The organism is Pectobacterium parvum, from assembly GCF_020971565.1.
Taxonomy (GTDB): domain Bacteria; phylum Pseudomonadota; class Gammaproteobacteria; order Enterobacterales; family Enterobacteriaceae; genus Pectobacterium; species Pectobacterium polare.
Map to the genome: position 1 here is coordinate 661,060 of NZ_CP087392.1, position 12,966 is coordinate 674,025.

Here is a 12,966-nt window from a genome sequence, read left to right on the forward strand (position 1 = left end):
GCTTCGTTTGCTCACCCGAATCACTTACTGGAGTAAGCTCATCGAGATTCACTCACTTGCCACCTGCCTGCTACGTGAAATCTATAGGGTATATTAACTAAGGAAATTGGGTTGAACATGGCTTATCACATCTGGCGGGTTGGAGTAGATATACAAAACGGCTTCATGCGCGCGCTGGCGGTTCAGCGCCGCCGCGATGGCTGGCAGCTTCGTCACTGGTGGCTATATCCGCTACCAGACGACACCTTGCGCACGGGTAGTCTACACCATACTGAGGCGCTTTGTGAGGCCTTGCGAACATGGCGTCGTTTACTGCCTGGACACATTTCGCTACGGGTGGGGTTTCCTGCTCAGTTGATTTTACAGCAGCATTTACCGATGCCCGACCAGCGTTTACAGGAGCCAGAGCGTAGCCTCTACATCGAAACTATGGCGGCTCGTAAGCTGCCGATCAGCAGCGAATCGCTGGAGATAGACTATCGGGAAGACCCGCAGATGCAGGGTTCGCTGCTGGTGACAGCCGCGCGCCGACAGGAGATTGATAAATGGCTGGCATGTCTGAATAGCGCGGGGCTACATCCCGATGTGCTTGAGGTCTCAACGTGCGCACTTCGGGCGATGGCGCAGCGGGCTGGGCTTGAAACTCACCGTCTGCTTCTGCATCGCTTGTTGGATAGCTGGCTGTGGGTTGCCCCGTTGAACCACGCTTTTCACTCGGGCGTGATACACCTTGATGAGCTGAATGACGAGGCCGATATCTTATCAGTTGTAAGCACTCGCTATCAGCATGATGTCGATGGAATAGCCTATTACTCTAGCGTCTCGCCCGATTTACCCAGCCAGCAGACCGACGTATTACAGCCGTGGTCGCCGTTAACGGTGTTTAACCACATGCAGCCGCCGTTGCCGAGTTTCCCCTCGGCTTTTGCGATTGCGGGTGGGTTGGCATTGCGTCCTGAGGATGCCTGACTATGCTGCTGATTAATCTTTTACCCTGGCGCAAAACACATATGCGCCAGCGGGCTCGTCGTTGGTTAGGGCTGCTGTGGCTACAGATGGGGTTGATGCTATGCCTTATCGCCGCGAGCTATCTGTTTTGGCAACACAGACAGCAATGTGCGCAGGATGAACTCAATGCGGTGCTGGCCCAACAGCAGCAACTGACTGCTCGGTATCAACAAACGCATCAGGCGCGAGAAGCGCTACGTCGCTATCAGGAACAGGAACGCGCTGAGGCGATAGTCCAGCATGACAATCGTCGTAATCTCCATCTGTTCGACCAGCTTGCTGGCATGATGCCCACGCGTCTATGGCTGACGGAAGTCGCCGACCGCGGCTCGCATCTGCTGCTGTCCGGCGTGAGTGAAAACTATCACGATATCATTACGCTACAGCACGCGTTATCACGCCATGTTTCTGTTGAGCGTGTACAACTGCTGCATACGTCCCGAGAGCGCGGTGTGAATACGCAGTTGCGCTTTTCCTTTCAGGCCAACTGGAGCGATACGGGTATTTCCTCACTGGGGGAAGGCCATGATTAATCAAGCTATCGTGACTCACGTCGTACTGAATCGACCTGGACTAGTGAATAAACCGCTCTGGCAGCAGTTAGCGCTTCAATTGGCGTTTGTTGCCGCTGCTGGACTGCTAGCTGGCTGGTTCCTCATCGGTGAAGTACGGCTGGTGGTGATTGGCATAGAAGAGCAAACCGTTCAGGTGCGTCTGGACGTCGGGGAACTCCAGCAAAAACTCGATGCGATGCCTCTGCTCTCGGTGCTACGCATGCAATTAGCGGCGAAAACCGCGCAAGACGAGCCCTTTCAGCCCGAGAGACTGGCACAGCTTATCGCTGAGCCTCTGTCGCTGGCGGGGGCTTCGCTTCTATCCTGGCAGCCCGCTCCGCCTCATGCGGGAGCACCCCATCAGGAACGTTGGCAACTGGCATTTAGCGCGAATTATACAGGCGTGTTGCAGGTGCTTCATGAGCTAGCGGCGCTACCTTATGTGCTGCGAATAACGCAACTGGCCATAAAGCCTGACGCTGCTCCAACGGCGTTGTCATCAGAAATACCACGATTGCAGGTTGAGCTATCGCTAATCAGGCCAGAGGCGGTGCCATGAGTCACATAACTCGTTGTATCGCATTGATGCTGTTCTTCGTACCCAATAGTGTGCAGGCAGAAAAACTCGCAGAACGTATCGACCCTTTTCAGCCTCTGGCTGCGGCGCGTTGTCTGCCTTCAGCGACATTGCCACCATGGCAGCTAAAAGGCGTGATTGGCGCTGGTGACCGTTGGACTGGTTGGCTAGCGCAGCCGGAGGTTGGTTGGATCAGGCTGACACGCGGCGAAACGATTCCCCCAGGAACTTGGTTGGTCAGTCAACTGGATAAATCAGGTGCCAAACTTGTCCCGACGGCGCGTGAGGCAGGCTGTGATGGCCTGCCAGATAGCTTGCTGCTGATTTCTCCGTTTATCACTAAGCCAGTGAAATAGGTGAAGTCTGCCTGACGACAGGTATTTTGAACGCAGTCTTTGGACAACCGTTCTTTGAAAACAACGCTGGCAACAGAGTATCTCGATAACAAGGAAGGTTATGAATATGAGGATGTTATGTCGGGTGGTGGCGTGGAGTGGCTTACTTCTTCTCGCCGCGCCGTTTCAGGCCAGTGCGGAAAGTTCGGTATCGATGGCGTTTGAAGATTCACCGATACCTCGGGTGCTACAAGCGTTAGCCGATCACCAACAGCTCAATGTGGTGATCGCACCGGGTGTGACGGGGAATCTTAGTCTGAGGCTGGCAGATATTCCCTGGCAGCAGGCACTGGATATTGTTCTACGCATGGGGAAGCTCAGCGCCGAGCGTAACGGCAACGTGCTGATGGTTTTCCCTGCCGGACACCTTGAGTCCTTGCAGAAAGAACGGGACGAACATGCAGCGGAACAGGCGCAGAAATTGCCGCTGCATAATATCTCTGTTGCATTGCAATATGCTGATGCGACGGAAGTGGCGGCCAGCGTTCAGGCTCAGCGTGGGACATTGCTGTCTATGCGCGGCAGCGTAACCGTGGATAAACGGACGAATACTTTATTGATTCGCGATACGGAAGAGGCTCTGGCACAGCTCGAACTGTGGGTGAAAGAACTCGATCTGCCGTTAGCGCAGGTACAGCTGGCGGCGCATATCGTCACCATCAGCAGCGAGCACTTGCAAGCGCTGGGCGTGAACTGGGGACTGGGAGAAGGGGGCGCGGCGAACAAGGCGCTCAGGCTGAATAATTTTAACGTTGGCCTGCCAGTCGATACGCCCGCGATCAATGCCGGATTCCATTTGGCACGCTTGAATGGTCGCCTGCTGGACTTAGAACTAATGGCGCTGGAACAGGAAAGCCAGGTTGAAATTATCGCCAGTCCTCGCTTGTTTACCGCTCACCAGCAGACCGCCAGTATTAAACAAGGTACGGAAATTCCGTATCAGGTCTCCAGCGGAGCAAGCGGATCGACGTCTATCGAGTTCAAAGAGGCGGTATTAGGGATGGAAGTCACGCCGGACATTCTGCGAGCCGGCCGGATTACGCTGAACCTGAAAATCAGCCAAAACATGCCGGGGCAGACGATTAAGCAGGGCGATAATGGCGAAGCATTAGCGATCGATAAACAGGAAATCCAAACCCACGTGACGGTCGCTGATGGAGAAACCATCGTTTTAGGCGGCATTTTCCAGCAGCAAAAAAAGAATAGTGACAGACAGGTACCAATATTGGGTGAGGTTCCCGTATTTGGTCATCTGTTCAGAAACCATACTCAGCAGCATACGCGACGAGAATTGGTCATTTTCATTACGCCGACGCTGATACCCGCGTCATCGTGAGTAAACCCAGGCGGGCTCTGATGTTGTACGGTATTTTTTTTTCGGATCGGGTGCAATATTTTGTCACGTTCGGCGCTTATGCGTTTGACGCTGCGGCGGATTTAGCTTACAAGGGTTAGCGAATTGAGCACTGAAGTGTTGTTCCACCGAAAATGTCGATAAAACATACTACATTGACCACCTGTGGTCGGTGTGACATTTTATTCGGTTGCCAAACTACCCTGAGTCTTGAGATAATTTTTTGTCTGATTCTCGCACTATCGCTCATGAGGTTTCAGTTTAGGTCCCGCCGCTGGGTTGATTGGCGGGGCGGGTTATCATTAACGAATTGTCTTAGTAATACCAAAAAACATGGCAGAGAAACGCAATATCTTTCTGGTTGGGCCTAGGGGTGCCGGCAAAAGCACTATTGGCCGTCAGTTAGCTCAGCAACTCAATATGGAGTTTTTCGACTCCGATCAAGAAATTGAGCGACGCACTGGGGCTGATGTGGGCTGGGTATTCGATGTGGAAGGCGAAGAAGGCTTCCGCGATCGTGAAGAGAAAGTCATTAATGAATTGACGGAAAAGCAAGGCATCGTACTGGCGACAGGCGGTGGCTCAGTCAAATCACGTGAGACGCGCAATCGTCTTTCCGCGCGCGGCGTTGTCGTTTATTTGGAAACGACAATCGAGAAACAGCTGGCCCGCACGCAGCGTGATAAGAAGCGTCCGTTACTTCAGGTTGAAACCCCTCCACGTGAAGTATTGGAAGCGTTGGCGAAAGAGCGGAATCCGCTTTATGAAGAAATCGCTGACGTTACCATTCGGACTGACGAGCAAAGTGCCAAGGTCGTTGCTAACCAGATTATCAATATGCTGGAAAGTAACTAAGAGCATACCTTAATCCGCATTGAGCGGATCCTGAACGGGTTGTTTAACGAGCATGGAAAGAATTACCGTAACACTAGGGGAACGTAGTTACCCCATTACGATAGCCGCTGGATTATTTGATGATTCGGCTTCTTTTATGCCGTTGAAAGCGGGGGAGCAGGCCATGCTGGTGACGAACCAGACGTTGGCTCCTCTGTACCTTGACCGCGTTCGTGGTGTGTTGGAAAACAGTGGCGTGCATGTCGATCAGGTTATCTTACCTGACGGCGAGCAGCACAAATCGTTGACCGTATTGGATCAGGTTTTTACCGCGCTGTTGGCGAAACCGCATGGTCGTGATACGACGATTATTGCCTTGGGTGGCGGTGTCATCGGCGATTTAGCCGGTTTTGCCGCGGCCAGCTATCAGCGTGGCGTCCGGTTTATTCAGGTGCCGACAACGCTGTTATCGCAAGTAGATTCCTCCGTCGGTGGTAAAACCGCCGTCAATCACCCGTTGGGTAAAAACATGATCGGGGCGTTCTACCAGCCCGTATTGGTCGTGATCGATCTGGACTGCCTGAAATCTTTACCCGCACGGGAATTGTCATCCGGGCTGGCGGAAGTGATCAAGTACGGCATTATTCTGGATCGCGATTTCTTTATTTGGCTCGAAGAAAACATTGAAGCCGTGCGTGCGCTACAGCATGACGCGCTGGCTTACTGCATTCGTCGCTGCTGTGAGATTAAAGCGGCGGTGGTTGCAGCAGATGAACGTGAAAGTGGTATGCGTGCGCTGCTCAACTTGGGCCATACTTACGGGCATGCCATTGAAGCAGAAATGGGCTACGGTAACTGGCTTCACGGCGAAGCGGTTGCGGCAGGCATGGTGATGGCTGCGCATACGGCACGTCGTCTCGGGCAGTTCTCCGCCGAGGATGTCGAGCGAGTCAAGTCTCTGCTGATTCGCGCTGGCTTACCAGTAAACGGCCCAACGCAAATGACACCTGAATCCTATCTTCCTCATATGATGCGCGATAAGAAAGTGCTGGCAGGTGAGTTACGCTTAGTGCTGCCAACGGCGATTGGTCAATCAGAAGTCCGTGGTGGCGTCGCGCATGACATGGTGTTGGCTTCGATAGCTGATTGTCTTGCCTGATGCGTAATGCTATCGGGTTATAAAAGACAATCCGCTATGAAAGACTATCCATTATGAAAGATAAGTATTAACGACAGACAAGCCCTGATGGGTTATGGTTAATAAAATACAATGCGTTACGATTCAATGATTCGCCTTGGCGACCGCGTGGCGAATTCGAGCTTTTTAGTGGGGAGATGTTAAATGGATGAGTTCAAGCCGGAAGATGAGCTGAAGCCTGATACCAGTGACCGTCGACCTACTCGTCAGCAGAAAAGCAGCAACTTCGCGGTACCTAAGATCGCGCTTTCCAGACAGCACCTGATGATTGGCATCGGAATCGTGGTGCTGGTGTTGCTGATCCTAGGTATTGGATCGGCTTTGCAGGCACCTTCTCAGCCACAGACATCACAGACGCAGAATCAAGCGGGTGGTGAGCGAAATATCGATCTCTCTTCCTCGTCCGCAATGACCCAGAACGCGCAGCCTTCCTCACAGAGTGAAAGCCCTGCGGCCGTTTCCGGCGAGGCCAGTCATGGTCAAATGTCAGGGCAGGCGTCTTCTCAAACGCCGACGTCGCCTCAGACATTAAGTGCTCCACCGATTTCCGGTACGCCGACGGATGCACAGATTCAACCGCCGGTGGCAGGCCAGCAGCGTATTGAGCTGCCGGGCAATATCACCGATGCGCTGTCGCAACAGCAAGGGCGCGTTAGTGAATTCTCTCAGGGTGTGGCAGGAAACTCGACGCTTCCAACGGCGCCTGCGACGGTTGCTCCAACGGGGAAAACGCCTGCGGCGACATCCGCTAAAAATACGCACAATACGACGCCTGCACACGCTAGCAACGCTAAGCCTGCTGCGAACAGCGCGCCAAAAACGCCAGTTGCAAGCAAACCTGCGGCTAACGCAAAAGCGGCTCCTGCGGCGGCCGGACAGAACGTCTCCGTACAGAATGCGCCTGCCAGCAGTTTTACGTTGCAACTGAGCAGCGCTTCACGCTCGGATACGCTGAAAGCCTACGCAAAACAACATAATCTCGCCCATTCGTGGGTGTATGAAACGAAACGAGATGGAAAATCCTGGTATGTGTTAGTGACCGGAGTCTATGCTTCTTCTGCGGAAGCGAAACAGGCGATTGCCGCGTTGCCCGCAGAGGTTCAAGCGAAAAAACCATGGGTTAAGCCGATCCGCCAGGTGAAGCAGGACTTGAATAAGTAACACCAATTTTAGCCCTGATGTGCTGTCTGACACAGAGTACAATCCGCGGCTCTGAAACGTATGAGTAACTAACGACGGCATGAAGAAGAACCGCGCTTTTTTAAAATGGGCTGGTGGTAAATATCCGCTGGTAGAAGAAATTCGTCGCTATTTACCTGCAGGAGACTGTCTCATTGAGCCCTTTGTTGGCGCGGGTTCCGTATTTTTGAATACGGAGTACGATCGCTACATACTGGCTGATATTAATAGCGACCTGATTAATCTCTACAATATCGTTAAATCGAATACAGATGAGTTTGTTGCCGATGCCCGTAAACTTTTTACGGATGAGGTCAACACGTCAGAGACGTTTTATCTGCTGCGTGAAGAATTTAACCTTTGCAGCGATGCCTATCGGCGCGCGCTGCTGTTTCTCTATTTGAATCGCCACTGCTATAACGGCCTGTGCCGTTACAACATGCGCGGTGAATTCAATGTTCCTTTCGGGCGCTACAAGAAGCCCTATTTTCCTGAAGAAGAAATTCGCTGGTTCGCTTTCAAAGCGAAAAATGCCACTTTCGTCTGTGAGCATTATCAGGACACGCTGGAAAAAGCAGAGAAGGGATCGGTCATTTATTGCGATCCGCCTTATGCGCCGCTGTCTGCGACCGCGAATTTTACGGCCTATCACACCAATAATTTCAGTCGTGCCGACCAGCAGAGTTTGGCGCAATTGGCGCGCCGTTTGTCAGCAGAAAGCCAGATTCCGGTACTGATTTCCAATCATGACACGTTGTTGACCCGTGAGTGGTATCAGGAAGCTGTGCTGTATGTTGTTAAAGCGCGCAGAACGATTAGCCGTAATATTTTAGGGCGTAGTAAAGTAAACGAGTTATTAGCCCTATATCGGTAATACCGTTTGGGGTACACAGAGCGCGGTGAGTCGGTTAATGCCGTCTGAGAAGCGTCATTAGCCGAGAATAGGTTACCCGCAGGCATTCAGACTTTATCGTTTGGAGAAATGAATGAAACCGTTTTTAATCGCGCCGTCCATTCTGTCGGCTGATTTTGCCCGTCTTGGTGAAGATACCGCTAACGTATTGGCTGCCGGGGCTGATGTGGTCCATTTTGATGTCATGGATAACCACTATGTGCCAAATTTGACGATTGGCCCGCTGGTTCTGAAATCCCTGCGCGATTATGGCATTACCGCGCCGATTGACGTTCACCTGATGGTGAAACCGGTCGATCGTATCATCCCGGATTTCGCCAACGCGGGAGCCAGTTTCATTACCTTTCATCCCGAAGCTACGGATCATCTCGATCGTTCACTGCAACTGATCAAAGATCACGGCTGCAAAGCCGGGCTGGTGTTTAACCCGGCGACACCGCTGAGCTATCTCGATTACGTCATGGATAAGCTGGATATCATTCTGCTGATGTCGGTTAACCCTGGATTTGGCGGCCAGTCCTTTATTCCTAGCACGCTTGATAAACTGCGTCAGGTTCGTCGCTTGATCGACGACAGCGGTTACGACATTCGACTGGAAGTCGATGGCGGCGTAAAAGTAGAAAATATCGGCGCGATTGCTGAAGCGGGCGCGGATATGTTTGTGGCGGGATCGGCTATTTTTGGTCATCCAGATTACCGTGCCGTCATTGATCAAATGCGTAGTGAAATTTCAAGGACGATACATGACTGAATTAACCGCAGTTCGCGGATTGGCTTTTGATTTGGATGGGACGCTGATTCACAGCGCACCGGGTCTGGCGGCCGCTATCGATCAGGCCTTAGTGGCGCAGTCGTTGCCTGCTGCGGGTGAAGCTCGTGTCGCAACCTGGATCGGTAACGGTGCGGACGTGATGGTTGAGCGGGCGCTGCGCTGGGCTGGCGTTGAGCCAACTGCCGCACGTTTGCAGGAAACCCGTGAGCGGTTCGATAGCTATTATGCGCAGACCGTGGATAGCGGCAGTACGCTGTTTCCACAGGTAAAAGAGACGCTGGCGCAGTTGGCGCAGCAGGGCGTTCCGATGGCGGTGGTGACCAATAAACCCACGCCGTTTGTTGCGCCGCTCTTGGCAGGATTAGGGATTGGCGACTATTTTTCGCTGATCATCGGTGGTGATGACGTCATTGTGAAAAAGCCGCATCCTGCACCGCTCTATCTGGTACTCGGTAAGCTGGGGCTGCGTGCCAGCGAACTCCTGTTCGTCGGCGATTCCCGCAATGATATTCAGGCGGCACAGGCGGCGAGCTGCCGCAGTGTCGGCATGACGTATGGTTATAACTATGGTGAAGCGATCGAGCTGAGTCAGCCGGATGTCGTTCTGGATCGTTTTGCCGATATTTTGCCCCTGATCGGGCATTCTTCTTCACACAATCAGGAACCCTTAGTATGAGCAAGCCCATTGTATTTAGCGGTGCGCAGCCGTCTGGTGAATTGACCATTGGTAACTACATGGGAGCGTTACGTCAGTGGGTCAACATGCAGGACGATTACGACTGCATCTATTGCATTGTGGATTTGCATGCCATCACGGTACGTCAGGATCCGCAGGCGCTGAGAAAAGCGACGCTGGATACGCTGGCGCTGTATCTGGCCTGCGGCATCGATCCGAAAAAGAGCACCATTTTTGTTCAGTCGCACGTGCCTGAGCACAGCCAACTGAGCTGGATACTGAACTGCTACGCGTATTTCGGCGAACTGAGCCGCATGACGCAGTTCAAGGATAAATCCGCACGTTATGAAGAGAACATCAACGCCGGTCTGTTTAGTTATCCGGTGCTGATGGCGGCGGATATCCTGCTGTACCAAACGAATCAGGTTCCCGTGGGTGAAGATCAGAAACAGCATCTGGAGCTGAGCCGTGACGTCGGGCAGCGTTTCAACAGCCTGTATGGCGACATTTTCAAAGTGCCAGAACCGTTCATTCCGAAATCGGGTGCCCGCGTGATGTCGCTGCTGGAACCGACCAAGAAGATGTCCAAGTCTGATGATAACCGCAATAACGTTATCGGGCTGCTGGAAGATCCGAAAGCGGTGGTGAAGAAGATCAAACGCGCGATGACGGATTCCGATGAGCCGCCAGTCGTGCGTTATGACGTTGCGAATAAAGCTGGGGTATCCAACCTGCTGGATATTCTGTCTGGCGTGACGGGAAAAAGCATCCCTGAGCTGGAGCAGGAATTTAACGGCCAGATGTATGGTCACCTGAAAGGCGCGGTGGCGGATGCCGTATCCGGTATGCTGTCTGAGCTGCAAGAACGTTATCATCGTTACCGTAACGATGAGGCTTTCCTGCAACAGATCATGCGTGAAGGGGCTGATAAAGCGAGTGCTCGCGCACAGGAAACGCTGAAGAAGGTCTATGACGCTATCGGTTTTGTTTCCCGTCCGTAAGTCTTAATTACCGTCAGGAGGCTCTCTCCTGACGGTGTCCTGCTACTGTTTATCTAATTCCTTCGAATCGACCTCTTATCCCTGTGGGATCGGTGCAAACACGTCGTCTGGAATTGGGTTCTCAAACGGTGTCTGCTGCAATCTTTCCTGATGGTCGGCTTTCGCCTGCGCAATCAATTCGGGCGTGGCCAGCAGATCGATAGCCAGTGAGGCCATTGCTTTCGCTGCGTACTCCGTGCCTTTGTGTGCGGCCCCGGTTTTCCCCTGTGCGACCAACTGCCATGAATGCGCTGGCGTGCCGATGGCGTAAGTGGCGCTGCGAATCTGCACGGTCGGCACAACCCAGCTAACCGTTCCCACGTCGGTAGAACCGATGAAGGCATCATTCGGGCTATACAGCGGATAAATTCCGTCGTGCAGCGTTAAGCCCGGCTGCGGTTTAACGCCGAAACGCGCGTAGGATTCGGCAATGTCTTCGGCGCTCAGCGCGGTCTGGAACATTGCTGCCATTTTGCGGTCTTCGTCATCGAACGGTATCGGGCCGAGCGCCAGCAGATGTTCGTGCATACGCGCTTCCAGCGGCGGGTTCGCCAGCAGATTGGCATCACCGCTAATCACTTCGCTGCTGACTTCGGTTTCCGTCATCAGCGCTGCACCTTCGGCAATTTTCTTCACGCGTTTGACCAACTGGTGCAGTTCCGGCAATTGACGAGCCCGTACGAGGTAACGCACGGTAGCGTTGGCCTGAACGACGTTCGGAGCGTGGCCGCCGCTGTCGGTAATCGCATAGTGGATACGGGCAGAGGACGGCATGTGTTCGCGCATGTAGTTGACGCCGACGTTCATCAGTTCCACGGCATCCAGCGCGCTGCGTCCCAGATGTGGGCTGCTGGCGGCATGAGCCGCACGACCTTTAAAGTGAAAATTCAGTTCGTTACAGGCCAGCGATACTGGGCTGTTAACACCGGTGAAAGTCGCCGGGTGCCAGCAGAGGGCGATATCAACGTCGTCAAAAACGCCTTCCTTGACCATAAAACCTTTGGACGATCCGCCTTCTTCCGCAGGGCAGCCGTAAAAGCGCACGGTTCCAGCCAGTGCGTGCTTTTGTAGATAATCTTTCACTGCCGTCGCCGCCTGTAGTGCCGCGGTGCCGAGCAGGTTATGTCCGCAGCCGTGGCCGTTGCCACCGTTTTCCAGCGGCTTTGGCTCAGCGACATTCGCCTGCTGACTCAGACCCGGTAGCGCATCGTATTCACCCAGAATGGCGATAATCGGCAGACCTTCGCCGAATTCTCCCAACAGCGCGGTTGGCATGTCGGCGATGCCTTTCGTCAGACGGAAGCCTTCTGCTTTCAGGATGGTTTCGTGCTGTGCCGCCGAACGATGCTCTTCGTAGTTCAGCTCTGGCGTATCCCAGATGCCGTCGCTCAGCGTACAGAACTGCTGCCGCTTGGCGGCAATCAGATCGCAGATCTCTTCCACGGTCTGGCGATTGACGGCCGGCAGCGTTCCTTCATTGTGTGTTGCATTCATGCGTGGTGTGCTCGTTTGATTTCTTTGATGGCATTGGCGAGGAGCGTGTCACAGCCAGTCAGCCATGACACGCGATTCAGCGATTGGGTAGCGCTTAGAGCGGCGTGGTATCCATGCCGAACCATTTTTCGCTCAGCTTTCTGATGGTACCGTCTTGTTTAGCCTGATCGATTGCCTTGTCGAACATGGCTTTCAGCTCAGGATCGCTTTTACGCAGGCCAACGGAAGAACCGCTGCCCAGAATGCCGCCGATGAACTGTGGTCCTGGCATCACGATATTGTCATTGCCCGGTTTGTCCGTTGTGCTTTTCAGGTAAGGCGCGGAAGCGATGACCAGATCCACACGGCCTGCTTTCAGATCCAGATCGTGTTCCTGTGTGGTTTTATATTCGCGTACTTTCATCACGCCTTTCATGTATTTATCCAAAAAGGCGCTGGCGATAGAGGCGGACTGCACGCCGATGGTTTTGCCTTCCAGCAGCGGTTTCAGCTTCTCAACTTCTGCCAGTGCTTTCGCTTCATCAGCGGGTTCAATGGAGAAACGCACGCCCGCGTCTGGGAAATCTTTGGCAAGTGAGCTGGATTTCAGCACGGCGAAAGTTTGCCCTGCCTGCGTGTACGGCTGGCTGAAATCGATCACTTCACGACGTTTTGCCGTGGCGGACATACCGGCAATGATCGCATCATATTTACCCGCGTTCAGCGCAGGAATGGCGCTGGCGAAGGGTTGAACCATGATCTCGCATTTCACCTGCATGTTGTTACACAGCACTTTGTACAGCTCGATCTCCATGCCATCCAGCGTACCGTCTGGTTTGGTGAAGTTATACGGGTGGTAAGCGCCTTCGGTCGCGATGCGGACGGTCGTCCATTTTTTCTCTTCTGCGGAGGCGGTGAATGAGGCGGCCAGCGTGCCTGCCATACACAGCGAGCAAGCGAGCAGTGTGAGTTTTGATTTGATCATTGGTGTTC

General features: G+C 53.3%; 14 protein-coding genes. 12 read left to right on the plus strand and 2 right to left on the minus strand.

Annotated elements, in window-relative coordinates:
- Positions 1 to 117 precede the first annotated feature (117 nt).
- From pilM to trpS, 12 genes are all read left to right on the plus strand, one after another.
- Positions 118 to 969, plus strand: a complete 852-nt coding sequence (gene pilM / locus LOZ86_RS02885) for a type IV pilus biogenesis protein PilM (protein ID WP_039484649.1) — start codon at positions 118 to 120, stop codon at positions 967 to 969.
- A 2-nt stretch (positions 970 to 971) separates the two neighbouring features.
- On the plus strand, positions 972 to 1,541 hold the full coding sequence (locus LOZ86_RS02890; protein ID WP_039484647.1) for a PilN domain-containing protein: 570 nt from the start codon (positions 972 to 974) through the stop codon (positions 1,539 to 1,541).
- The gene (locus LOZ86_RS02895) at positions 1,534 to 2,121 is read left to right on the plus strand and encodes a hypothetical protein (RefSeq protein ID WP_039484643.1); all 588 of its coding nucleotides are present in this window, start codon (positions 1,534 to 1,536) and stop codon (positions 2,119 to 2,121) included. The genes LOZ86_RS02890 and LOZ86_RS02895 overlap by 8 nt, the downstream gene beginning before the upstream one ends.
- The gene (locus LOZ86_RS02900) at positions 2,118 to 2,495 is read left to right on the plus strand and encodes a HofP DNA utilization family protein (RefSeq protein WP_039484639.1); all 378 of its coding nucleotides are present in this window, start codon (positions 2,118 to 2,120) and stop codon (positions 2,493 to 2,495) included. The genes LOZ86_RS02895 and LOZ86_RS02900 overlap by 4 nt, the downstream gene beginning before the upstream one ends.
- 100 nt (positions 2,496 to 2,595) lie before the next feature.
- Positions 2,596 to 3,870, plus strand: a complete 1,275-nt coding sequence (gene hofQ, locus LOZ86_RS02905; protein ID WP_080728067.1) for a DNA uptake porin HofQ — start codon at positions 2,596 to 2,598, stop codon at positions 3,868 to 3,870.
- 351 nt (positions 3,871 to 4,221) lie between these two features.
- Entirely contained in the window at positions 4,222 to 4,743 is a 522-nt protein-coding gene (aroK, locus tag LOZ86_RS02910; RefSeq protein WP_230242836.1) for a shikimate kinase AroK, read from the plus strand.
- Positions 4,744 to 4,795: 52 nt separating this feature from the next.
- Positions 4,796 to 5,881 (plus strand): 3-dehydroquinate synthase, encoded by a 1,086-nt coding sequence (gene aroB, locus LOZ86_RS02915; protein ID WP_039484635.1) that lies wholly within the window; start codon positions 4,796 to 4,798, stop codon positions 5,879 to 5,881.
- A gap of 183 nt (positions 5,882 to 6,064) precedes the next feature.
- On the plus strand, positions 6,065 to 7,081 hold the full coding sequence (locus tag LOZ86_RS02920; protein ID WP_039484632.1) for an SPOR domain-containing protein: 1,017 nt from the start codon (positions 6,065 to 6,067) through the stop codon (positions 7,079 to 7,081).
- Between the two features lie 79 nt (positions 7,082 to 7,160).
- Positions 7,161 to 7,973 carry an adenine-specific DNA-methyltransferase gene (dam, locus tag LOZ86_RS02925; RefSeq protein ID WP_039484628.1) on the plus strand — a complete coding sequence of 271 codons (813 nt, stop codon included), beginning with the start codon at positions 7,161 to 7,163 and terminating at the stop codon, positions 7,971 to 7,973.
- A gap of 112 nt (positions 7,974 to 8,085) precedes the next feature.
- Complete coding sequence (rpe, locus tag LOZ86_RS02930) at positions 8,086 to 8,763, plus strand: ribulose-phosphate 3-epimerase (RefSeq protein ID WP_039484625.1); 678 nt, start codon at positions 8,086 to 8,088, stop codon at positions 8,761 to 8,763.
- Positions 8,756 to 9,460, plus strand: a complete 705-nt coding sequence (locus LOZ86_RS02935; protein WP_039484623.1) for a phosphoglycolate phosphatase — start codon at positions 8,756 to 8,758, stop codon at positions 9,458 to 9,460. The genes rpe and LOZ86_RS02935 overlap by 8 nt, the downstream gene beginning before the upstream one ends.
- Complete coding sequence (trpS, locus tag LOZ86_RS02940; protein ID WP_039484620.1) at positions 9,457 to 10,461, plus strand: tryptophan--tRNA ligase; 1,005 nt, start codon at positions 9,457 to 9,459, stop codon at positions 10,459 to 10,461. Before LOZ86_RS02935 ends, trpS begins: the two co-directional genes overlap by 4 nt.
- Positions 10,462 to 10,536: 75 nt before the next feature.
- On the opposite strand, the gene LOZ86_RS02945 is transcribed toward trpS, so the two are convergent.
- Positions 10,537 to 11,994 (minus strand): M20 family metallopeptidase, encoded by a 1,458-nt coding sequence (locus tag LOZ86_RS02945; protein ID WP_039484618.1) that lies wholly within the window; start codon positions 11,992 to 11,994, stop codon positions 10,537 to 10,539.
- A gap of 94 nt (positions 11,995 to 12,088) precedes the next feature.
- Entirely contained in the window at positions 12,089 to 12,958 is an 870-nt protein-coding gene (locus LOZ86_RS02950) for a transporter substrate-binding domain-containing protein (protein ID WP_014701663.1), read from the minus strand.
- Positions 12,959 to 12,966 lie beyond the last annotated feature (8 nt).